23 protein-coding genes and 1 pseudogene are annotated in these 23,602 nt (G+C 32.1%); 10 read left to right on the forward strand and 14 right to left on the reverse strand.

Annotated features, from left to right (window positions below; translation table 11 throughout):
• From ABJD66_RS10840 to ABJD66_RS10850, 3 genes and pseudogenes are all read right to left on the reverse strand, one after another.
• Positions 1-242 (reverse strand): annotated as a pseudogene (locus ABJD66_RS10840) (amidohydrolase); the annotation flags it as partial.
• A 30-nt stretch (positions 243-272) separates the two neighbouring features.
• On the reverse strand, positions 273-3,230 hold the full coding sequence (locus tag ABJD66_RS10845; RefSeq protein WP_348131372.1) for an amidohydrolase family protein: 2,958 nt from the start codon (positions 3,228-3,230) through the stop codon (positions 273-275).
• Between the two features lie 135 nt (positions 3,231-3,365).
• The gene (locus ABJD66_RS10850; RefSeq protein ID WP_348131375.1) at positions 3,366-4,433 is read right to left on the reverse strand and encodes a DUF3810 domain-containing protein; all 1,068 of its coding nucleotides are present in this window, start codon (positions 4,431-4,433) and stop codon (positions 3,366-3,368) included.
• Between the two features lie 76 nt (positions 4,434-4,509).
• On the opposite strand from ABJD66_RS10850, the gene ABJD66_RS10855 reads away from it, so the two are divergent.
• A complete protein-coding gene (locus ABJD66_RS10855; RefSeq protein WP_348131378.1) occupies positions 4,510-5,961 on the forward strand; it encodes an aminoacyl-histidine dipeptidase in 1,452 nt (483 codons plus the stop codon).
• A gap of 80 nt (positions 5,962-6,041) precedes the next feature.
• On the opposite strand, the gene ABJD66_RS10860 is transcribed toward ABJD66_RS10855, so the two are convergent.
• The 4 genes from ABJD66_RS10860 to ABJD66_RS10875 all read right to left on the reverse strand — a co-directional run bounded on the left by ABJD66_RS10860 (position 6,042) and on the right by ABJD66_RS10875 (position 9,986).
• Positions 6,042-7,106 (reverse strand): glycoside hydrolase family 5 protein, encoded by a 1,065-nt coding sequence (locus ABJD66_RS10860; RefSeq protein ID WP_100895384.1) that lies wholly within the window; start codon positions 7,104-7,106, stop codon positions 6,042-6,044.
• A gap of 125 nt (positions 7,107-7,231) precedes the next feature.
• Positions 7,232-8,407, reverse strand: coding sequence for a peptidylprolyl isomerase (locus ABJD66_RS10865; RefSeq protein WP_348131381.1), 1,176 nt, complete (start codon positions 8,405-8,407; stop codon positions 7,232-7,234).
• Between the two features lie 20 nt (positions 8,408-8,427).
• Positions 8,428-8,973 carry a gliding motility-associated peptidyl-prolyl isomerase GldI gene (gldI, locus tag ABJD66_RS10870; protein ID WP_348131384.1) on the reverse strand — a complete coding sequence of 182 codons (546 nt, stop codon included), beginning with the start codon at positions 8,971-8,973 and terminating at the stop codon, positions 8,428-8,430.
• Positions 8,970-9,986 (reverse strand): bifunctional oligoribonuclease/PAP phosphatase NrnA, encoded by a 1,017-nt coding sequence (locus tag ABJD66_RS10875; RefSeq protein WP_348131387.1) that lies wholly within the window; start codon positions 9,984-9,986, stop codon positions 8,970-8,972. The genes gldI and ABJD66_RS10875 overlap by 4 nt, the downstream gene beginning before the upstream one ends.
• A gap of 152 nt (positions 9,987-10,138) precedes the next feature.
• On the opposite strand from ABJD66_RS10875, the gene ABJD66_RS10880 reads away from it, so the two are divergent.
• Both ABJD66_RS10880 and ABJD66_RS10885 read left to right on the forward strand, forming a co-directional pair.
• Positions 10,139-11,173, forward strand: coding sequence for an alkaline phosphatase D family protein (locus ABJD66_RS10880; RefSeq protein WP_100895388.1), 1,035 nt, complete (start codon positions 10,139-10,141; stop codon positions 11,171-11,173).
• Positions 11,174-11,286: 113 nt separating this feature from the next.
• Positions 11,287-11,706, forward strand: coding sequence for a nucleoside-diphosphate kinase (locus ABJD66_RS10885; protein ID WP_100895389.1), 420 nt, complete (start codon positions 11,287-11,289; stop codon positions 11,704-11,706).
• A 75-nt stretch (positions 11,707-11,781) separates the two neighbouring features.
• On the opposite strand, the gene ABJD66_RS10890 is transcribed toward ABJD66_RS10885, so the two are convergent.
• From ABJD66_RS10890 to ABJD66_RS10900, 3 genes are all read right to left on the reverse strand, one after another.
• Positions 11,782-12,078 carry a DUF721 domain-containing protein gene (locus ABJD66_RS10890; RefSeq protein ID WP_100895390.1) on the reverse strand — a complete coding sequence of 99 codons (297 nt, stop codon included), beginning with the start codon at positions 12,076-12,078 and terminating at the stop codon, positions 11,782-11,784.
• 2 nt (positions 12,079-12,080) lie between these two features.
• Positions 12,081-12,503 (reverse strand): hypothetical protein, encoded by a 423-nt coding sequence (locus ABJD66_RS10895; protein ID WP_348131392.1) that lies wholly within the window; start codon positions 12,501-12,503, stop codon positions 12,081-12,083.
• 122 nt (positions 12,504-12,625) lie between these two features.
• Entirely contained in the window at positions 12,626-13,705 is a 1,080-nt protein-coding gene (locus tag ABJD66_RS10900; RefSeq protein ID WP_348131395.1) for a DNA replication/repair protein RecF, read from the reverse strand.
• A gap of 124 nt (positions 13,706-13,829) precedes the next feature.
• On the opposite strand from ABJD66_RS10900, the gene ABJD66_RS10905 reads away from it, so the two are divergent.
• From ABJD66_RS10905 to ABJD66_RS10935, 7 genes are all read left to right on the forward strand, one after another.
• Complete coding sequence (locus ABJD66_RS10905) at positions 13,830-14,591, forward strand: tetratricopeptide repeat protein (protein ID WP_348131398.1); 762 nt, start codon at positions 13,830-13,832, stop codon at positions 14,589-14,591.
• A gap of 7 nt (positions 14,592-14,598) precedes the next feature.
• Positions 14,599-15,081, forward strand: coding sequence for a 6,7-dimethyl-8-ribityllumazine synthase (gene ribH, locus ABJD66_RS10910; RefSeq protein ID WP_100895394.1), 483 nt, complete (start codon positions 14,599-14,601; stop codon positions 15,079-15,081).
• 175 nt (positions 15,082-15,256) lie between these two features.
• Entirely contained in the window at positions 15,257-15,547 is a 291-nt protein-coding gene (locus tag ABJD66_RS10915) for a riboflavin synthase subunit beta (protein ID WP_100895395.1), read from the forward strand.
• Positions 15,547-17,427, forward strand: coding sequence for a DNA mismatch repair endonuclease MutL (gene mutL / locus ABJD66_RS10920; protein WP_348131402.1), 1,881 nt, complete (start codon positions 15,547-15,549; stop codon positions 17,425-17,427). The genes ABJD66_RS10915 and mutL overlap by 1 nt, the downstream gene beginning before the upstream one ends.
• Positions 17,427-18,170, forward strand: a complete 744-nt coding sequence (locus ABJD66_RS10925) for a rhomboid family intramembrane serine protease (protein ID WP_100895397.1) — start codon at positions 17,427-17,429, stop codon at positions 18,168-18,170. The genes mutL and ABJD66_RS10925 overlap by 1 nt, the downstream gene beginning before the upstream one ends.
• A 2-nt stretch (positions 18,171-18,172) precedes the next feature.
• Complete coding sequence (locus tag ABJD66_RS10930) at positions 18,173-19,063, forward strand: rhomboid family intramembrane serine protease (RefSeq protein ID WP_348131406.1); 891 nt, start codon at positions 18,173-18,175, stop codon at positions 19,061-19,063.
• A complete protein-coding gene (locus ABJD66_RS10935) occupies positions 19,063-20,097 on the forward strand; it encodes an endonuclease/exonuclease/phosphatase family protein (RefSeq protein ID WP_348131409.1) in 1,035 nt (344 codons plus the stop codon). Before ABJD66_RS10930 ends, ABJD66_RS10935 begins: the two co-directional genes overlap by 1 nt.
• Here the strand turns inward: ABJD66_RS10935 and ABJD66_RS10940 are convergent.
• The 4 genes from ABJD66_RS10940 to dapB form a co-directional block, all read right to left on the reverse strand.
• Positions 20,080-20,394, reverse strand: coding sequence for a DUF6122 family protein (locus ABJD66_RS10940; RefSeq protein ID WP_348131412.1), 315 nt, complete (start codon positions 20,392-20,394; stop codon positions 20,080-20,082). The genes ABJD66_RS10935 and ABJD66_RS10940 overlap by 18 nt on opposite strands.
• Positions 20,387-21,019 carry a WbqC family protein gene (locus ABJD66_RS10945; RefSeq protein ID WP_348131415.1) on the reverse strand — a complete coding sequence of 211 codons (633 nt, stop codon included), beginning with the start codon at positions 21,017-21,019 and terminating at the stop codon, positions 20,387-20,389. Before ABJD66_RS10945 ends, ABJD66_RS10940 begins: the two co-directional genes overlap by 8 nt.
• An 83-nt stretch (positions 21,020-21,102) precedes the next feature.
• Positions 21,103-22,797, reverse strand: coding sequence for a signal peptidase I (gene lepB, locus ABJD66_RS10950; protein WP_348131418.1), 1,695 nt, complete (start codon positions 22,795-22,797; stop codon positions 21,103-21,105).
• 101 nt (positions 22,798-22,898) lie between these two features.
• Positions 22,899-23,600 (reverse strand): 4-hydroxy-tetrahydrodipicolinate reductase, encoded by a 702-nt coding sequence (dapB, locus tag ABJD66_RS10955; protein ID WP_348131421.1) that lies wholly within the window; start codon positions 23,598-23,600, stop codon positions 22,899-22,901.
• Between the last annotated feature and the right edge of the window lie 2 nt (positions 23,601-23,602).

A 23,602-nucleotide genomic window follows, 5' to 3' on the forward strand; every position in this document is an offset into this window, starting at 1 on the left:
TGCTTGCCTTTAGCATCTATAACTTGCCCTTTACGAGCAATTTTCATTTTAGCATCTCCTACAAAGGTAATTTTACCACCTTCAAACATAATAAGAGAGTTTTCTATAACAGTACCATCTCCTAAATGTGCAACTGCACCTTCTATGGTAATAGCTTCTTTTTGTGGACTAGCAGGTGTTTGTTGCGCAAACCCATTTGCTGTAAAGCAAAATACTAGCAGTATATATATAATTTTTTTCATTTTTATTATTTTATATGTTGTCTATTAGGTTTACCACTCCGTATCCATAGTATCACAATGGAACTTAGGTTTTTGTTTCTTAATAGGCTTTTGCGTTGGTTTTCCACCTTCTTTTTCTTCAAGCATCATTGCAATAAGCTTGTTTCTTTCGTTTTTAATAGCCGCTCTTTGTTGTTTGTCTTTTTCTAAATCAAAATAAACAACACCTTCTATTAATGTTTTTTCTGCTTTTGCATAAACAGATAATGGGTGGTTGTTCCAAAGTACTAAATCTGCATCTTTACCTTCTTTAATACTACCTACGCGGTTGTCTAAGTGTAATAATTTAGCAGGATTAATTGTAACCATTTTCCAAGCTTCTAACTCGGTCATATCTCCGTACTTTACAGTTTTAGCAGCTTCTTGGTTTAATCTTCTAGACATTTCTGCGTCATCACTATTGATAGCAACAGTAATACCTTGACTTTGCATTATTGCAGCGTTATATGGTATAGCATCGTTAACTTCGTACTTATAAGCCCACCAGTCACTAAATGTAGATGCACCAGCTCCGTGTTCTTTCATTTTGTCAGCAACTTTATATCCTTCTAAAATGTGCGTAAAAGTGTTTACTCTAAAATTAAACTTTTCAGCAACCTTCATTAACATATTAATTTCTGATTGTACGTAAGAGTGACAACTAATAAAACGTTCTCCGTTTATAATTTCGGCAATAACTTCCATTTCCTCATCATAACGATATGGTTGTCCGCTTTTCTTTTTTTCATCGTATTCCTTACCACGCTGAAAATAATCTATAAACATCTGCTCAACACCCATTCTAGTTTGTGGAAAACGAGAACGGCTACCCCAGTTACTTTGCTTTACATTTTCACCAAGCGCAAACTTTATGTACTTAGGAGAGTTGTCATAAATCATTTCATTTGCACTTTCTCCCCATTTTAATTTTAATAAGGCAGAACGTCCTCCAATTGGGTTTGCAGAACCGTGTAATAATTGAATAGATGTTACGCCACCAGCAAGGTTACGGTAAATATCTACGTCTTCATTATCTACTACATCTTCCATTTTAACCTCTGCAGAAGAATTTTGCCCGCCTTCATTAATACTTAAACCAGCAATATGTGAATGCTCATCTATAATACCAGCAGTTAAGTGTTTGCCTGTAGCATCTACAACTGTAGCACCACCCGCACTTAAATTAGAACCAATTTTTACAATTTTACCTTTTTTAACAAGTACGTCTGTGTTTTTTAAAATACCAGCATCTTCACTAGTCCAAACCGTAGCATTTTTAAATAAAATGTTTTCTTGTTTAGGTTTAGTTGTATAACCATAACCAACATTAGGGTAAGTTATAGGTAATAACTCTGGAGTATTATTATCCTTTTTAGTCTTATCTTTTTTATCTACATCACCTGTTTTTGTAGCAATAAAAGTAGATTCTGATCCATTTGGTAATACAAGCTTACCACTAATATTATCAGATGCAGGCGATACAACACCTGTCATTCTATATCTTTTTTCTCCTTCATTAGTAGTAAAAGCAAGATCTATCCAGTCTTCTTTATAAGAAAATTTAGATTTTATAGTTGTAGAATCTTGTTTTAAGGTTGCAGAAGGTTTATCAGCAGCACCTTTAATTTCTAACTTATATATATTACCATTTATAGCAAGGTTATGCTTGCCACTAATATCCTTAACATCTTTGTTTGTAATTACATTTTTTTGACCTTGACCCCAGTTTTCATAAAGAGCAGTACTTTTATCAAAAATATCACCCGAAGTAATTAAAAAGTTAGCATAGCTACCTTTTTGTAATGAACCTATTTGATTAGATTTTCCAAGTATTTGTGCAGGTACCGTTGTTAAAGCTTCTAGAGCTTTAGTTTTTGGTAAACCATAAGCTATAGCTCTTAATAATTTATCTTTAAAAGCCGCTGGCGACTTAAGATCGTGAGTTGTAAAGGTAAATGGTACACCATTATCCGCTAATACTTTAGGATTAGATGGTGCTTGGTTCCAACCTCTCATATCTGCCAAAGAAACATTGTCTGCTTGGTATGGGTTAGAAACATCGTAAGCTACAGGGAAATTTATAGGTAGAATGTAAGTGGCATTTGTTGCTTTAATGTCAGCAATGCTTTCGTACTCATTACCACCAGCTAATATTACATATTGTATATTATTAGCGTCTCCTATTTTGTCAGCTCTAAGCGCGTGCCCTTTGTCTCCGGCTTCAAAAATTTGTACCAAACCTTTGTTTTTATTAAGAGCTTCTAAAGACAAATCTTTTGTGTCACTATTGCCGTTTGCATACCAAGTAGCATCAGAATACATTTGTCTTAATAAGGCCAAAGATCCCATTAACGAAGATGGGTAAGATTGATTTTTTACAGCACTTCTTGTTAAAGAAAAGTACTGAGCAGATCTGTCATCTAAAATACGATCACTATTAGTACCATCATCATTTAAGGTAACAAGTATACCAGTACCACGAGCAATACCATCTTGTATATGCGAGTTTACAACACCAAAGCCTGCTTTTTGGTATTCAGCTGCTTTTTTAGCATCAAACTTAAAAACAGATAGCGCATTGTTTTCTGGCATAACGTGGTCATTCCAATAATAACCGTGTCTTGTAGCTTCATATTGTGTAGATCTTCCACCAGAGGCTTTTGGTTTAGCAATACCAAAATCCGAGTAAATATCAATAAAAGAAGGGTAAATAGATTTTCCTTTTAAATCTACAGTAACAGAATTTTTAGGAACAGTTACACTTTTGCCCACTTGTATAACTTTTCCGTTTTTAATAAGTAGTGTACCGTTTTCTACAATTTGTGTAGGAGTAACAAATATTTTTGCATTTGTAAAGGCGGTGTAATTGTTGTTTTTAGATTTTACACCAGTGTTTGTAGGGAAATAATCCTGTGCAAACACAGTAGCACTTGCCAAAAATAAGGCAAGCGATAGGAGTCGTATTCTCATATCGGTTTCTTTTTGAGTTGATTAGTAAATTAGTCTGTCTAAAGATATGTAAACAGGTATTTGAAAATCGTAATAAAATGTTAAAATTACTGATGGTAAATGTGTAAATGCACCACTATAACAGAGGATTTCTAATTATAAGGGGTATTTTTGATGATAAGCCACGAGTAAAGTTACTACTCTGCTATAGCTTTTCATTCCGTCTTTTTGGTTATTTGCTTTTAAAAAAGTACTGTATACAGATTTTAAAACTGGCTCCATTGGGTTTTCATAATTATCCCAAAAAGTACTTAGCTCTTGGTAATTTTTTTTAACTCCAACATTTAAATTAGCATATAATTCATCAAATAACTCGGGATTATTTCGCCTAATATCACTTAAACAATAACTAAGTGCATAAGAGTATGCAGCATATTTAAAGTACGTATCGTTGTTGTTAACAGTTACCAAGTACCCAATAAAATTGGTTTCATTTTCTGCAGAATATCCAATTTGGTGACCAGCTTCATGGCCAGCAACTACAGGAAACCTATACAGAGGTATTTTGCCATTTACTTGAGCTTCATTAGTAAACGGATTTAAATATCCGCCATAACCAGCATAGCTTAACCCGGTGCTAAATAATGACGTTTTTAAACTAGAAGTTTGGTAATTAAATAATGGGTATGTTTTTTGTAACTCTTTGTATCCTATTGTGGTTAAATTGTAAATTTCATCTTTACTATAAGGCATAACAACAGCTTTAGTGCTATCTTTTGTAATAGTCTTATGTATTGTATTTGTTTTTTCTATCAACCTATAAACAAAAGACTCTAGTTCTGGTAAAGAATGGCTCTCTTTAATTTGTAACGTTTTATATAAAGGTTCTCTATAGTAATTTAATCCCCAACAAAAATGAAATGTAAAATAGGCTATAGACAATACTACCCCTACATTTCTTAAAAAAATGAGAGGTTTTTGCTTTATATATTTTCGTTTTGTGATAAGGTAATTAATGGTAAGTACAATAAGAGTAGCGTATAAAATGTCGCCAACAGAAAAAGGAATCCACCCCAGTAAATATCTAAAAAACTTAGAAGTGTATTGATAAATACCATTGCTATAATATTCTTCAATAAAAGTAGGGTAGTTAGCTAACCATTTTACCAATACTATTTGTAGCGGTAAAAATAGAACAATACCATTTTTTAGTTTAGACTTCATTATATCAAAAATAAGCAATACAGGGCATAAAATCGTTTTCTATTATGTAATTTTGAAGCTTAGAAAATAAAACGAAATGAGTAAAGATATAAGAGAGTTAGAACCAAAAGCAGTTTGGAACAAATTTGCAGATTTAAATGCAGTACCAAGACCTTCTAAAAAAGAAGAGCGTGTAATACAGTTTATGCTAGACTTTGGAGCTTCTTTACAATTGGAAACTTTAAAAGATGAGGTTGGTAATGTTATTATAAGAAAGCCAGCTACTCCAGGTTTAGAAAACAAAAAAATGGTTACGTTACAGTCTCATTTAGATATGGTACACCAAAAAAATAACGATACTGTTTTTGATTTTGATACTCAAGGAATACAAATGTATGTAGATGGTGACTGGGTTAGAGCTCAAGGAACTACTTTAGGTGCGGATAATGGTATGGGTGTTGCTGCAATTATGGCTTTGTTAGAAAGTACAAATATACCACACCCTGCTTTAGAGGCTTTGTTTACTATTGATGAAGAAACTGGTATGACAGGTGCAATGGGTTTAAAAGGAGGTGTTTTACAAGGCGATATTCTTTTAAATTTAGATACTGAAGAGGATGATGAAATTGATATAGGTTGTGCAGGAGGAGTAGATGTTACTGCTAGAAGAATTTATGAGTTAGAACCAGTACAAGCTAATTTTACAGGTTACAAAGTAACGGTTAAAGGTTTAAGTGGTGGTCATAGTGGTATGGATATTCACCGTGGCTTAGGTAACGCTAATAAAATAATGAATAGGTTACTTTACAACACAAGTTTAGCCACAGATTTGGCTATTTCTGAGATTGATGGTGGTAGTTTACGTAACGCTATACCAAGAGAAAGTAATGCTATTGTAGCTATAAAAGTAACAGATACATTTTTGACTAATTTTGAAGAATGGGTTACTACGATAAAAGGTGAATTAAAAGTTACTGAGCCTAACTTGACTATTACATTATCTGAGGTAGCATTGCCAGAAAACGTAATGGAGAAGGATGCACAGCATAAAATGCTACGTGGTTTATATGCGGCGCATAATGGAGTGTATGCTATGAGTGCTAGTATTGCAGATTTAGTAGAAACGTCTAATAACATAGCAAGAGTTATTGTTAAAGATGGTGCCGTTAAAATAGGATGTTTAACTAGATCTTCTGTTAACTCAGGCAAAATGGATTTAGCTAATGCCTTAAAGTCTGTTTTTGAATTGGCAGATTTTACAGTAGAGTTTAGTGGTGAATACCCAGGATGGAATCCTAATCCAGATTCTGCTATTTTAAAAGTATTAAGCGCACAGTATGAAACTGTTTTTGGAGCTAAAGCTAAAGTTGTGGCTTGCCACGCAGGTTTAGAATGTGGTATTTTAGGACAAAACTACCCAGATATGGATATGATTAGTTTTGGACCAACTATAAAAGGAGCGCACTCACCAGATGAACGTGTAAGTATTTCATCTGTACAAAAGTTTTGGAAATTTACTTTAGAGGTTTTAAAAAATAGTCCAGAATAAGAATATATAACTATAATATAAAAGCCCCATTTGGAAATTTCCAAATGGGGCTTTATAGTAAACTTCATTTTTTACCCTAATTAGAACTTAGGATTTTTTTCTATTAATTCTGTTCGTACTAATTTTCCAGATTCAGTTACTTGGTCTAAACTCCAATTACCATTTCCACTAGCTCCAGGAGTTAATGCAGCAGATTTCTCGTTTTTATCTGCAATAGACCAGTTACACCATGATATTTTGTTATCATCTAAAAATTTCCACCATGTTTTACTTTCTGCAGAGTCTACATAACCATCTCCAGTATATTGTGTTGTTCCGTATTCTGTAACAAAAATAGCCAAGTCATTATCTATAGCTTGCTTAGCAACATCTCTAAGATATTGTTTGTGACTTGCAGCATAATAGTGTAATGTATAGGCAACGTTATCGTCATTAATTTCGTTACCAATTACTTCATCTACACGTTGTGACCATACTCTTGTTCCACATATTACAATGTTGTCTGGATCATATTTTCTAATCTCTTTAATAACAGCTTCGTGGTATGGCTTAAGTGTATTGTTCCAAGAAACACCATCTAAAGGTTCGTTATAAATTTCGTAAATAATGTTTGGTGCGTTACCATATTTTTGAGCAACTTCTGCAAAGAATTTTTTAGCCTCGTTTAAGTGATCTTCTGCGTGGTGACTATGCCAATCTACAATTACATAAATACCTTGTTCTATAGCAGCGTCAATTACTGTAAATACTTTAGCTTTTTCTCTTTCAGGGTTACTAAGATAACCATCGTTATCTTCTACAGCCATAGCCGCTCTAACAATAGTAGCGTTCCAGTCATTTTTTAACCAAGAAACAGTACCTTTTGTGTAGTATTGAGGCATCCATTGGCTCCAAAATAAAGACATTCCACGTAATTGAATAGGTTTGTCATTTTTGTTTACAATTTTACTGCCTTTAACGCTTAATTGTCCGTAAGCATCTACAACTGTTTTTGCTCTTGCGCTACTTGTTTCTTCTTCGTCTGTAGTCTCTTCTTGTGTATCGTTACCATTAATTATATCTGATAAGTCGCTGGACGAGTTGTCACAGGACAAAAAAGATAGTATAAATGCTAATAATACTGTTTTTAATGCAATTGTTTTCATAGTAAAGTTATTAAATTAAAGGTTATATGGGGAGAATTAATTTGTAGTAAATGTACTACAAATAAAAAGGACCGCCAAACGCGATCCTTTAATTTAATGGTAAATTTTGTTAAGAGAATTCTACTCTATTGAATGCCAGTAATTTCTACATCAAAAATTAAATCTGCATTTGGAGGTATTGGTCCACCACCTTGTTCACCGTACCCTAAATGTGGAGGAATAAACAAACGAACCTTGTCTCCAACCTTCATACGTAATAAGCCTTCTTTAAAACCAGCAGTTAGCCTAGATTCTGGACTGTACTCCATTGGATAAGGACTTAAGTCGTTACTGTGCATTTTATAAATAATATCATATTGGCCAAACTTTTTAGCTACGTCCTCCATTGTAGTATCAAACAAAGTACCGTTACTTAACCAGCCAGCATAATTAACTAAAGCTTTTTGTCCTATTCTTGGTTTTTTCCCAGTTCCTTCATTAAGTACTAGTACTTTTAATCCAGAAGGTAATGTTTCTGCTTTTTTAATTTGTTCTGCTGTTTCCGCAGCAAAAGCAGCTTCAGTTTTTTTAGCTTCTTCGGCTAGGGCAAGTTGTTTTTTCTCTTCTTCTTTTTCCTCATCAAAATAAGCTGTCATCACTTTAATAGCGTCGAACTTTTTAGCTTCTTTACCTTTTTTTACTATTTCTATAGTAGAAATTACAACATCTTCTATGGGTCTGTTTTTTGCTGCTACTTTTACATTTGCAATAGAATCTACAACCTCTATGCCTCTAATAACTTCGCCAAAAACAGAATGACAACCAACTCTTGGGTTGTCACAATTTTTTAAATTTCCAAATTCATCTAAACCATCAAGAAAAGGAGTAGGGGCGTGAGTAATAAAAAACTGGCTACCGTTTGTTTTTGGACCAGAATTAGCCATAGATAAAATACCTTTTTTAGTATGACGAAGAGAATCACTAAACTCATCTTTAAATTTATAACCAGGGTTGCCCATACCACTACCAGTTGGGTCACCACCTTGAATCATAAAATCTTTCATTACTCTATGAAAAATAATACCATCATAATATTTTTTTCCTTTATATTCTTCACTAACAAACGGACTTTTTCCTTCTGCCAATGAAACAAAGTTAGCAACAGTAACTGGTGCTAATTGGTATTCTAATTTAACTAACATATCACCTTTATTGGTTTTTATGTCAGCATATAAACCATCTTCTAAATCTGCATATTGTCCAGATTTACAACCTACTATTGCAGTAGCGGCCATTAATAATATTAAAAAACTTTTTTTCATTTTACTTTTTTTGTTTGTTGTTAATTTAGAATACTATCCTTTTCTACTTTTAATATTGATACAACTGCTTTTAAAGGAACATTAGTTCCAATTTTATGGTCATCTCCGTGATAACCATAACCTAATGAAGACGGAAAAAAGAAGGTAGCAGTTTCGTTTTCTTTTAAAAGTTTAACGCTTGTGCGTAAGCCTAAAAAAAGTTCTTGCTTGTCTACCTTATATTGTATAGTACCAATATCATTAAAGCCATAAATAGTATCGTTGTTTAAATTTAATAAGCTATAGCGCATTGTAACCAAATCATCTGGTTGTATGGTCTGTTTTTCTTGCTCATTTTTAGTATTGTAATAATACCAAGAACCATTTGTGCCTGTTACATAAGTATGTGTAGAGTCTTTTTTAATAATAGCCTGTATAGTAGATTCTTCTTTAGCTAGTAATAATTTATTACGTTCTATAGATTGTTTAATGTAACTACCTGTTTTAACTTTTATTGGTCTACGTGGTTCTGGACCGTCACAACTAATAAAGCATAAAACTAAAACTAAGTATATATTTTTTTTCATCCTTTTAATTGATCTTTATATTTGTCTAACAACCCAACAAACTTGTCTGTTGTTTCCTGTAGAGATATATCACTTTTTCCGCCAGCTGCATTATCGTGCCCTCCACCTTCAAAATTAGCTCTTGCAAATTCGTTCACAGAAAAATTTCCTTGAGATCTAAACGATATTTTTATAATTCCTTCGTCTTTATTTTCAATAAAAATAACGGCAAAAATAATATTGTCTAACGTGAGTCCGTAATTAACAATACCCTCTGTATCTCCCTTTTTAAAGCCATTTTCATCTAATTCTTCTTGGCTAAGAGTAATGTATGCGGTATTGTAATCTTCTAGAATAACCATATTTTTTAGGGCACAACCTAATATATGTAGTCTACTAGGAGAGTTGGTGTCAAATACCTTATTATGTATGGCCATATTCTCTGCACCCTTATCTATTAGATCTGCAACAACACGGTGTGTTCTACTTGTTGTAGATGAGTACTTAAAAGAGCCAGTATCTGTCATTATACCTGTATACAAGCAATTGGCAATATCGGCAGTAATTTTAGAAGTATCTTCTATAGCTTCAATAAAATTGTAAACCATTTCGCAAGTAGAGCTCATATGCACATCAGAATAGGTAACTTTTGCATAGTCTGATGGTGCTTGGTGATGATCTATCATTATAAATGTGCCATCTGCTGCTTCTAAACTTTCTTGCATAAAACCAACGCGAGATAAATGATTAAAATCTAATGTAAAAATTAGACTAGCCTCTGTAATATGCTTTTGAGCAAAATCTTTATCATTCTCAAAAATGATAATTTCTTCTTGTCCTGGCATCCATTTTAAAAACTTAGGAAAATCGTTAGGAGCAATAACTACAGCATCTTGACCTCTGTTTTTTAGGTAGTGCATTAAGCCTAAAGTAGAGCCAATTGCATCACCATCTGGATTTTTATGTGGTATTATAACTATTTTTTGTGGTGAGCTAAGTAACGACTGCACCACTTTACTATCTTCTATATTCATAAGCACCAAAGATAGTGTTTTTAGTAAATGCTCAAAATACAGAACAGTATTTATAAACTTGCAATCTTATGTTTAAGTTAATACCTTATATATTGCTTTAGTATGTAAAAAAATAGTCTTAAAATTGTTACTTAAATTATAAATTCAATATTTTGAAGAAAACTATTTTTGTTCTTGGTTTGTTAGTTGCTTTTGCATCTTGTAAAACAGTAAAAACTATAGAACCAGCAGTAGCATTAAATACTAAAACAGATTTTACAATTGCTTTTGGATCTTGTAATAAGCATGATGAGGTAAACCCTTTGTGGGATGATATACTTTCTACAAACCCTAATCTATGGATTTGGGGAGGAGACATTATCTATGCAGATACAGATAATATAGAAAAAATAAGAGCTATTTATGCGGCTCAAGATAATGTTCCGGGATATAAACAATTAAAAGAAAAGGTTCCTGTAATTGGTACTTGGGATGATCATGATTATGGTTTAAATGATGGTGGCGCAGAGTTTAAGGCAAAGAAGGAAAGTGAACAAGAGTTTTTGGACTTTATGGATGTGGCTAAAGATAGTCCTCGTAGAACAAGAGAAGGTGTTTACGCTGTTCATAATTACAACTTGCCAGAGGGGAAAATAAAAGTTTTGGTTTTAGATACACGCTATTTTAGAACGGCTTTAACACCATCTACAAGTAAAAAAAGACGTGTACAACCTAATGTTTACGGAGAGGGAACTATTTTAGGTGAAGAACAGTGGAAATGGCTAACAAACGAGCTTGTAAATTCTGATGCAGATTTTAACGTGCTAATTAGTAGTGTACAGTACTTGTCTAATAAACACGGTTTTGAAGGCTGGGGGAATTTTCCGCATGAAGTAGATAGGTTGAAAAAATTATTAGTAGAAAGCAAGGCTAAAGGAACAATTATTTTATCTGGCGACAGACATATATCTGAGTTTTCTGTAGATACGGTAAAAGATCTAAATTATCCTTTGGTAGATTTTACAAGTAGTGGTTTAACTCATACTTACACAGGCTTTAATGGAGAAGAAAACCCATATAGAGTAGGAGAGGTAGTTTTTGTAAAAAGCTTTGGACTTTTAAATTTTGATTTTAAAACTAAAACGGTAGATTTTAAGATGATGGGAGATAATGGGCAAGTGTTAGGAGAATTAAAACAAACGTATTAAGTAGCTTGTAATCATAAACCTAACAATCTATTAACGGTTGCTTTACAAGCTTTTAAGTTAATTTGTTGCGTGTTATATTAAAAGCATTATTTTTGCAAAAAATTAAAAAGACGATGATTACAAACAGAACTTTTACAATGATTAAGCCAGACGGTGTAGAAAATGGTCACATTGGTGGTATTTTAGAAAAAATTACATCTGCAGGTTTTAAAATTGTAGCTATGAAATATACGCAGTTAAGCACAAGAGATGCAGAAGCATTTTACGCTGTACATAACGAGCGTCCGTTTTTTGGAGAGTTAGTAGAATTTATGACTAGAGGTCCTATTGTTGCTGCTATCTTAGAAAAAGATAACGCTGTTGAAGATTTTAGAGCTCTTATTGGTGCTACTAACCCAGCTGAAGCTGCAGAAGGTACTATTCGTAAATTATATGCAACTTCTATAGGAGAAAATGCAGTACACGGATCTGATAGTGATGAGAATGCTGCTATTGAAGGAGCTTTCCATTTTTCTGGAAGAGAAATTTTCTAGATCTCACACAAAAAATACTAAAAAACCATCAAGTATTACTTGATGGTTTTTTTATGCTTTAAAATAAAATTTAGTTTAGCGTAGTACTAGTTTTTTTACTACTTCTTTACCTAAATCTTCATTTATCATTTTTATTATTTTAGAATTTCCGTGACTTAATTCTTCTCTTAAAACAGAAGAACTTAAAGACACATACAAAGTTCCGCCTCGCAACTCTACAGCGGTAGTGTAGTTGTTTACGCCTGGCCCCATAAGGTTTTTCCAGGCAGTACGTGTATCTACAACGTTTATACCACGGTCTAACTTGTTTTCTTTAATAAAATCTTGTAAAAGATCTCCTAGTTGTAGGTTTTCTTTTTTTCGTTTTGCCATTATTAGTCTATTTGTATAGGTTGGTAGCGTTTGTAAACGTATGTAATTTGTTCGGTATCCTTTACAGTAAAAGAGTCTTGTGTAAGATTTAGCAATTCTTCTTCTCTCTGGGTAAGGTCGTTTGTGTATAGTATGGAAAAAGTAGTTTCTTTTTGGGTAATTAATACCTTGTCTATATCTTTATTTGTGTTAAAAGTACCTCCTATTTTTGGCTGTAATTTTGTTCTAAATCCTTTTAGATTATCAATCTTAAAAAAATCTACCATAGGACTAGCTTTATAATTTTTGCTGCTACCGTCTGCAAAAAAAACTTGGCTAATTTCCCAATATCCGTTTAGGAGGTGCAAATCTTCTTTTTTTACAGTGGTTTTACTGTTACATCCTATAACCAGTATTGTAGCAAGTAAAAAGATTATTTTTTTCATTTTAAGACTTATTTTTTAGGCAGATGATACGCTTGTTTTGCAAATTTAGGTATAAAATAAGAGTAAGTTTTGGTCTTATTTTATTTTCTGATAATAAAAACGAAAACCGTAATACTTAGCTATTAAAGTTTAAATATCTTGTAACTCTGGTGTATATTTTTTACCACATTTTCAGTACGGTCTGCGTGTGTGTCACTAATAAAAATTTGTCCAAAATTATCATCATCTACTAAAGATACAATTTGTGCTACTCGGTTCTCGTCTAGCTTATCAAAAATATCATCTAATAATAAAATAGGAGTTGTTTTAGCTTGTTCTTTTATAAAATTAAACTGCGCTAATTTTAAAGCAATTAAAAATGATTTTTGTTGTCCTTGACTACCAAATTTTTTAACAGGATATTCATTAATCTCAAAAGATAAATCGTCTTTATGTGTACCTACAGTTGTGTATTGTACAGCTCTGTCTTTTTCTAAACTTTCATCAAACAACTGCAATAAACTTTTTTCTAGTAATTTACTATTGTAAGTAATGGTAACATTTTCTTTGCCTCCAGAAATAGCTGCGTATTGCTCTTTAAAAATAGGAATAAAAGCATCTAAAAAAGCAACACGTTCTTTGTGTATTACACTACCGTATTCTTGCAATTGTTCATTATAGACACTAAGTGTTGTTTTGTCAAAAGTATGGTTTACAGCAAAGTATTTTAGTAAAGAATTACGCTGTAAAAGTATCTTGTTGTATTTTAAAAGGGCAGTTAAATACTCTTTGTTAGATTGTGATATTACACCATCTATAAACTTACGTCTTGTGTCACTACCTTCTAAAATAAGATCGCGATCTGCAGGCGATATAATAACTAAAGGTAAAAAACCAATATGATCAGAAAACTTATCATATGCTTTACCATTTCGTTTAATTACCTTTTTTGCACCTTTTTTTAAGCTACAAATTATTTTTTCATCTCTTTCTCCTTTAAAAAACAAGCCATCTACAACAAAAAAATCTTCACCGTGTTTTATGTTTTGTGAGGCAATTGGGTTAAAATAACTTTTGCCAAAAGATAAGTGGTAAATAGCATCTAAAATATTTGTTTTTCCTACGCCATTACTACCAACAAAGCAGTTTATTTTAGCATCAAAATCAAATTCCTTAGAGTCAAAATTTTTATAATTTACAAGAGATAATTTCTTTAAAAGCATTCTGTTTTTGGCAAGTTTTATTTTGAAAATATAAGAGAAGTCGCAAATTATTGAAAAATAACGAATAAATAAGGTTTTAAATTTCAATAAAAACTTTATTTTTGCGCGATTAACAAAATTAACTATGGCTACATATAAAAAGCGAGGATACAAACCAAAGACTAAAGAAGAAGAAGTAGAAGTACAAGAACAAGATAGCACAACTGCAGAAGTTTTTAATACTTTAGATGAAAGTGCGTCTAAATCTGAAGAATGGGTAGCAAAGAACCAAAAAGTAATTTTAGGTGTTATTGGTGTTATTGCCGTTGGTATTTTAGGTTACTTAGCTTATGTTAATTTTGTGCAAAATCCAAAAATAAACGATGCTAATAACGAAATGTATTACCCACAGCAATACTTAGACCAAGCATTAAACAATACATCTGCAAACAAAGATTCACTATTAACTTTAGCTTTAAACGGTTCTGAAGGTAAATACGGATTTTTAGATATTATTAAGGACTACAGTGGTACACCAACAGCTAACTTAGCTAGTTATTCTGCAGGTATGGCTTACTTAAATTTAAAAAATTATAAAGAGGCAATTAACCATTTAGAAGACTTTAGTACAGATAATGTTACTTTAGGCGCTTTAGCAAAAGGTGGTATAGGAGATTCTTTTATGCAGTTAAACCAAACTGAAGATGCTTTAGGATATTATGAAAAAGCAATTGCACAAGGAGATAATGATTTTACAACTCCAAGGTATTTATACAAAGCGGGTATTGCAGCTTTAGAATTAGGAGAAAAAGATAAAGCGTTAAAATTCTTTGAAAGAATTAAAAGCGAATACTCTGCATCTATAGAAGCAACAACTATTGATGCATTTATAGGAAAAGCAAAATAAGAAAGATATGGCTACGGCTAATAAAAATTTATCAGTTTACGATAAGGCTTCAATCCCAAACGCGAAAGATTTTCGGTTTGGGATTGTTGTTTCAGAATGGAACACAGAAGTTACAGAAGGATTATATAATGGTGCAATAGAAGCATTATTAGATTGTGGAGCTGTACAAGAAAACATTATACGTTGGGATGTTCCTGGTAGTTTTGAACTTACTTTTGGTAGTAAAAAAATGATTGCAACACAAAAAGTAGATGCAGTTATAGCTATTGGTAGTGTTATACAAGGAGAAACTAAGCATTTTGATTTTGTATGTAGTGCAACAGCGCAAGGTATAAAAGACTTAAATGTACAAACAGATACACCAGTTATTTTTTGTGTGCTTACAGACAATAACTTACAACAAGCAATAGACCGTAGTGGTGGTAAGCACGGTAATAAAGGTACAGAAGCAGCTATAGCAGCAATTAAAATGGTAGCTTTAGGAAACTAAACTCTGTTTTAAATATCATATAATTACTCCTAAGAGTCTTTTTTAATAAAGATTTTTAGGAGTTTTTTTTATATTGATTTTAGCCTTTTTATGCTATTTTGACTTGTTAACAAGTTTTGGCATAGTATCTGTGCTATTTTTTGTGTTTTTAAGTACCTTTGAAAATCTAGCTATTATGGGAAAATTTACAAGATTACGGAAGAATAAATCGTACGAATACAAGCCTCGTTATTTTGATGATAAAGGTGAGGGTAACCCGTATAAAATTCAGCATAAACTAGATCAATACCGTACAACTGTTGGCCCAAGGCAAGGATTAAAAAGTAAGTTTGGAAACGCTTTTTCTGACTTACGCAAAGAGGGAGACAGAAATATGAAAATAAGAATGGCTATTATTATTACCATTTTAGTTTTCGCTTTTTTATACATTATAGACTTTGACCTTTCAATATTCTCCATAAAATAATGGCAGATATCATAAAACTTTTACCGGACCACGTTGCAAACCAAATTGCAGCTGGTGAAGTTGTTCAGCGACCAGCATCTGTAGTTAAAGAACTACTAGAAAATGCAATAGACGCAGGAGCAACAACTATAAAATTAATTATAAAAGATGGTGGTAAATCTCTAATACAAGTTGTAGATAACGGTGTTGGTATGAGTGCTACAGACGCTAGACTTAGTTTTGAGCGCCACGCAACATCTAAAATACAAAGTGCAGAAGATTTATTTAATCTAAACACAAAAGGGTTTAGAGGTGAGGCTTTGGCTTCTATTGCGGCAATTGCTCGTGTAGATTTGCAGACCAAAACAGCTGACGAAGAAACAGGTACGGCTATAGAAATAGAGGGTAGTGAAATTAAATCTCAAGAGGTTGTTGCTACACCACAGGGTACTTCTTTAGCTGTAAAACACTTGTTTTTTAACATACCTGCACGTAGAAATTTTTTAAAGTCTGATGCTGTAGAATTGCGTCACATTACAGATGAGTTTCATAGAGTAGCTTTAGCGCACCCAACAATTGCTTTTAATTATTACAATAACGGAAGCGAACTTTTTAATTTGCCAGAGTCTAATTTTAGACAGCGAATAGTAAATATTTTTGGTAAAAAATCTAACGAGAAATTAGTACCTGTAGAAGAAGAAACTCAGGTTGTAAAAGTTTCTGGTTTTATATGTAAGTCAGAGTTTGCTAAAAAGAGTAGAGGAGAACAGTATTTTTTTGTAAATAATAGATTTATAAAAAGTCATTATTTGCATTACGCGGTACTTGCTGCTTTTGAAGGGTTAATAAAACCGGGTACACATCCTGGTTACTTTTTAAATTTAGAAGTAGATCCTTCATCAATAGATATAAATATACACCCTACAAAAACAGAAATTAAGTTTGATGATGAGCAGACTTTATATGCTATTTTAAGGTCTACCATAAAGCATAGTTTGGGGCAGTTTAATGTAGCGCCAACTCTAGATTTTGAGCACGATAGTAATTTGCAAACACCATATGATTATAAAAATAAGAATGCAGTATTACCAAAAGTAACTGTAGATTCTACTTTTAATCCGTTTGCAGAAGAAACAAAGGTAACTTCTAGTAATTCTCCTAAATCATCATCATCTTCTTCTTTTTCATCATATAAAAAACCTAGTCCACAAAGTTGGGAGAGTTTGTATGTAGAAACTGCACCAACAGAGGTTAAAGCTTCTGGTTTTGAAGGATTAAGTTTTGAGTCTGAAGTTAGCACAAAGTCTATTTTTGATGATACTGAGGATGATTTAGATACAACAGCAATTACATTTCAGTTAAAAAGAAAGTATATTGTAACTACTATTAAATCTGGTATGGTTGTAATAGACCAAGGAAGAGCACACCAACGTGTGTTGTACGAGAAATTTTTACGTACTGTTACCTTAAATGAAGGATTAAGTCAGCAATTACTTTTTCCAATACAACTATCGTTTTCTTTAGCAGAAATAGATATACTTAAAGAAATAAAAGATAATTTAACTACTATGGGCTTTGTTTTTGGCAACATCAGCGAAAGTGTAGTAGAAATAAATGGTATTCCGCCAATGGTAGCAGAGGCAGAAGTAGATGCTATTTTTGATGAGTTAATGGCAGATTGTCAGCAAAATGTAGGAGCAGATGGTTTTTCACAAGCAGATGTTTTAAGCAAAGCATTGTGCAAATCTTTAGCTGTTAAAACAGGAGATGTACTAGATAAATTATCACAATCTGCGCTGGTAAACGATTTGTTTGCGTGTACAGAATCTATGGTAAGTCCGTTTAACAAGCCAATTTATGTGACTATAACAGAAAATGATATTGATAAAAAATTTATATAATGGGTAGACTTACAGATGTTATTAAGCATTTAATTATAATAAATGTTATTTTCTTTTTGGCAACAGAAACCCTAGGGGACCAAATGTACCAGTGGTTTTCTTTGTGGTTTCCAGAAAATGAAAATTTTCAATTGTGGCAATTGGTGTCACATATGTTTATGCACGGAGGTTTTATGCATATAGCATTTAATATGTATGCTTTGTACGCTTTTGGTACGCCTTTAGAACAAATGTGGGGTAAAAATAAATTTTTATTCTTCTATTTTTCTGCTGGTATTGGCGCAGCATTAATACATACAGGTGTTAACTATTTTTACTTTAATAAAGGTTTAGATGCTATTGTAAACTCAGGGGTTAGTAAGGAGCACGTAATGAGTATTATAGCAGAGGGTAAATATATGCCAGACTGGTATAATGTGGCGTCTAAAAGTACAATAGATAATTTTTTAAGTGCTTATAATACGCCAGCAGTAGGTGCTTCTGGAGCCATTTATGGTGTTTTAGTTGCCTTTGGTATGATGTTCCCAAATGCCGAATTAATGATGATATTTTTACCTATTCCAATAAAGGCAAAGTATTTTATTCCTGTTTTAATTGGTATAGATTTATTTTCAGGCATAACAGGTTATTCTTTATTTGGTGGCGGAATTGCTCATTTTGCACATATTGGTGGTGCCATTTTTGGATTTATTATGATGTGGTACTGGAAAAAAAATCAGTTTAACAACAATCGCTGGAATTAAAAATGAATGGAGATTTAAAATATCAATATGCAAGATTAAACGTTGCTGAAAAATTAATAGCTATTAATGTTGTTGTTTTTTTATCTACTCTAATCTTTGTTAATTTATTTAGGCTGCCAAATATTGTGCAATGGTTTAATTTGCCAGAAAACATAGGTGATTTTATTTTACAGCCTTGGTCTATTGTTACATATTCTTTTTTTCATAATGGTTTAGGACATATTTTTTGGAATATGTTAATGCTCTATTTTTTTGGCAGAACTTTTTTAAATTTATTTAATGCCAAAAAGTTCTTAAATGTATATTTTTTAGGAGTAATAGTAGGTGGCTTATTGTTTATGCTAGGTTATAATACTATACCAGCTTTACTTGGACAAAATAGTGTTTTAATTGGTGCATCTGCAGGTGTAACGGCGGTTTTAATTTTTGTATGTACTTATTTACCAAACCAAACAGTGCGTTTGCTAATTATAGATTTAAAATTATGGCATTTGGGTGTTATAATAGTTGTTTTAGATTTAGTTAGGTTATCTACGGGGCAGAATGTAGGCGGAATGTTAAGTCATTTAGGTGGTGCAGCTTTAGGTTATGTTTATGCAAAACAATTAACTAATGGCACAGATATAGGAGCAGGTTTTGGTAGGTTTATGGATAGTTTAGCTAATATTTTTAAGAAAGAAAAAAAGGCGCCTATGAAAACAGTTTATAGGAATACAGCATCTAAATCAGCATCAAATAAAGCAGTACATAATACAGCAACAACTATAGATCGTAAAAAGGCAGATAAGCAACGTAAAATTGATGCTATTTTAGATAAAATTAGCAAGTCTGGCTACGAGAGTCTATCTAAAAAAGAAAAAGATTTTTTATTTATAGCGGGTAAAGAGGACTAGTGAAAAAGCAATCGTTTTTTAATAGAATTGTATTTGTTCTCAATTATTTGTTTGCATTACTACTTTGTGTTTCTTACTTAGCACCATATATATCTGTAAAAGTACTTCCATTTTTATCTGTATTTAGTCTGTCATTACCTTTATTAGTTTTAGTTAATGTTATTTTTTGTTTGTATTGGTTACTTGCTAAAAATAGGCGAATACTACTTTCTGCGTTAGTACTTATTCTAGGTTATTTTTTAATAGATTCTTTTTTTAAATTTTCTTTTAAAAGTGAAGAGGCTAGTAGCAAGGATTTAAAAGTGATGAGTTACAATGTTAGAGGATTTAATATTAATGGCTGGTCTACTGATGGTAAAATAGGGGATAGGATTATTGATTTTGTATTAGAAGAGAATCCAGATATTATATGTTTTCAAGAATTTAGTAGAATTAGGTATAAAGAACTACAACACAATTATAAATATAGTTTTGTAGCACCAGATTATAAAGTTAAAAAGGCAGTGCAAGGAATATATTCTAAGTTTCCTATTATAAATACAGGTATCCTGTCATTTACAAATACAGGTAATAACGCCAGTTTTGCAGATATACTTTATAAGAATGATACCGTAAGAGTTTATAATTTACATTTAGAGTCTTTAAAGGTTGTACCAGATATTGAGACAATTTCTAATGAAGAGTCTTCTAAATTATATGGCAGAATAACAAAGTCGTTTAAAAAGCAACAAGACCAAGCTAAAATAGTGCAAGAACACAGAAAAAAGGTGGCTTATAAAACCATAGTTTGTGGTGATTTTAATAACAACCAATACTCTAATGTGTACAGGACTATAAAAGGAGATTTACAAGATAGTTTTATTAAAAAAGGAACTGGTTATGGTAGAACTTATAATTTTAAATACTATCCTGTTCGTATAGATTTTATTTTAGCTAGTAATGAATTTAGTGTTACTGGGCATAAAAATTACGATATAAAACTATCGGACCATTTTCCTGTAATGGCTACTTTTAATTTAAGAGCTAATAAATAAACAGTCTACAATATCTGCTAGCATATGTAGTAGTAATGCTATTCCAAAAATTCTTGTTTTCTTAAAAAATAACAAACCAATATAAACAACCATTGCCCAATAGGTGTGTAATGGATGAAAGTTAATACTACATCTGTTAGCTTCAAAAATAGGTGTGGCAAGTAAGTGGTCTAAATCTATTAAAATAGCGGCTAAAAGTATTATAATAGCTCTAGAGCGCTGTTCTTTGTAAAAAAAATAACCAATTAATATGGGTACAATAAAGTGTATACCGTAGTGTAAGCAAAACCTAAGCATTGTTTAATTTAAGTGTATGATTTTGCAAATAGGTAAGTGCATTTGTGCCTTCATTAAAAAGTAAATCTAAAATACTGCAGTTTTCTATAAAGCCATTACGATCGTTAAAAACCTGAAAGTATTCTTCTTGTTTAAAATCTATTTTACTTTTAGATGAAACAAGCAGTCTGCCATCTAGTATATCATTAGGATTTTTTTGAAAAGTAGAAGTTTTTTCTTGGGGCATATCAACCTGAAGAAAATCACATATTAATGATGTTGTTTCTAAATTTAGATCTAATAAAAAAGTATGTTTTTTTTCAAATAAAGAAATAAGTTCGTCTTCATAAAACTCAAAAAAAGCAGATGTTCTATAAGCTGTTTCTAGTGTTCTCCAATGTTGGCGTTGCCAAGCATAATCATTCTCTACTTTTACATCTTTGTATAGCTGTTTACCACTAGATTTACCTATATGTTTAATAGGTATGTTTAGCATATGCTTGCCAATGTCAGCAGCTATATATGTTCTGTTTCTAAATGTTTGCTTTTGGTAATTATCATTCACTTCCCAACATACTTTATTATTTGCTATAGCAATAAAGTTTGCAATATTTAAAAAATACCCAGGGTGTAATAAAAGAGACATTAAATTTATATGTTAGTGTAATTAAAGGTGAGTATGTAAGTAGATTTACACACTCATCTTTAATATTATTATTTAGTGTGTTCTTAACTAGTTTTTTTCTTCTTTTTTCTAAAGTAGTCAAAGGCAAAGTACGCAACTAATGCTATTAAAAAATATTTTAAGTATGATACAGGTTCTCCAGAGCCTCCAACTGTTGTAAAGAAACGATTCCAACGAGGTTTCCAATTAGAGAAACCATCATTAATACCATCTATACTCATCCATATAAATATAGGTTTACCTACAACGTGGTTTTCTGGTACAAAGCCCCAGTATCTACTATCTTCAGATTGGTGTCTGTTATCACCCATCATCCAAAAATAATCTTGTTTAAAGGTGTACGTATCTGTTACTTTACCATTAACAGTAATTTGGTTTCCTGCTTGTGCTAGTGTGTTACCCTCGTACTCTGTTAGTATTTTTTTGTAAATAGGCAGGTTTTTAGTGTTTAATTTAATTGTAGTACCTGCTTTAGGAATGTAAATAGGGCCAAAATTATCTTCCGTGCCTGCTAAATTTGCATTTTGTGGAAACACCTTTGTAGTAGGGTTTTTGTAGCTAAACTTTTTAACGCTCACTACTGCGGATAACTTTTCAATCTTTTTAGCTTCAGCTTCCGTAAGGTTAAACAAGTTCATTGTTCGTACATCTTCAGCTTTTAGGTAATTTTTTATTTTTTCACTTCCAAAGTTACCTGTGTAATAAACGTAGCTAGAGTCTTGTTTTATTTCATCTAAATTAGTTCCTTTTTTCATTAACTCAGGAACGTTGTTTTTTTGTAAAACCTCCTTTGGTATACGTGTGGTATATCCTGTAAAGTTTTTTCTTCCTAAGATGTTAAGAACAGTATTGTCTAAAGGCGCTTTTGTAGTTACTACATGAAAAAACATAGGTTTTGCTCTGTCTGGTAAAACAGTTTTTTTTCCATTAATGTGCACATAGCCATCTACAACAGAGATTGTATCTCCAGAAATACCAACACAACGTTTAACGTAGTTAGATTTTTTATCAATTGGTTTTTTCACTCCTTTTTCCCTAACAAAAAACTGCCTTACTGTATCTGCTGGCCAGCTAAAAACAACAATGTCATTTCTTTTTATTCTCTGAAAACCAGGTAGTCTAAAATAAGGTAATTGCGGTTTGTTTAAGTACGATTTTAATCCTAATAAAGGTAGTGTATCGTGTACCATAGGAGCCGCAACCGTTGTCATTGGCGTACGTGCACCGTAATTAAACTTGCTTACAAATAAGAAATCGCCAACTAAAAGTGTTTTTTCTAAAGATGAAGTAGGTATTACATAAGGTTGTATAAAATAAGTGTGTACAAAAGTGGCTGCAACAATTGCAAATACTATAGAGCTTACCCATTCTCCTAAACCAGTAGTTGGGTGTAAACTTCTGTCTTCTATATATTTTACATCTAACGCGTAGTTTACATAGTAGATATAAAACCCAAGTGTTAATATAACTAACCAAGTGTCTAAAAGACTATTTTTACCGTAACTTCTAATAGTTTCTACCCAAATTACAGGAAACATTAAAAGGTTAATTATTGGAATAAAAAGTAGAATTACCCACCATTTTGGTCTTCTAATAATTTGCATTAAAACAATAGCGTTATAAACAGGTATTGCTGCTTCCCAAGCTTTTCTGCCCGCTTTAACGTATAGTTTCCACGTTCCTAAAAAGTGTATTACTTGTATTATTAGGATAAAAATGATCCACTGAGATATATTCATTTTTTTAATTTATGGGTTTAAGTATACTATTATTGGTGTCGTATTTTTTAAAACTAAATTATTTTTTACGAAACAGTCTACTTTGTGTTATTTTTTAACTTTTAATTAAGTTCAAGAACGTCTTTCATAGTAAAAACACCTGTTTTACCAACAATCCATTCGGCAGCAATTACAGCTCCAAGCGCAAAGCCTTCTCTGTTATGTGCTGTATGTGTAATGTCTATACTATCTACATCGCTATTGTAACTTACTGTGTGTGTGCCAGGAACTTCCGGAATCCTTTTTGCTACAATTGGAATGTTATTTTCGTCTGCCTCATTAAGTTGCCAGCCTTTGTATTTGGAGTGTTCTAAAACACCTTCTGCTAATGTAATAGCAGTTCCACTTGGAGCATCTAATTTTTTTGTATGATGAATTTCTTCCATAGTAACATTGTACTGTCCTAATGTTTTCATCATTTTTGCTAAGTAGCTATTAAGTTCAAAAAATATGTTTACACCTAGGCTAAAGTTTGATGCGTATATAAAAGCACCTTTTTTGCTAGTACACAATGCAACAGCATCATCATATTTATCTAGCCAACCTGTTGTACCAGATATTACAGGAATGTTATTGTTTATACATTTTTCAATATTACCAAAAGCAGCATTTGGCAGGCTAAAATCTATAGCCACATCTATGTTTGAAAAATCTATATTTGTAGTATCTGCATCTATTTTTGCAACAATAGTGTGGTTTCGGTTAGTGGCTAACTGTTCTATCATTTTACCCATTCTTCCGTACCCGAACAAAGCAATATTCATAC

It is taken from the genome of Cellulophaga sp. (genome assembly GCF_039943695.1).
Classification (GTDB): Bacteria; Bacteroidota; Bacteroidia; order Flavobacteriales; family Flavobacteriaceae; genus Cellulophaga.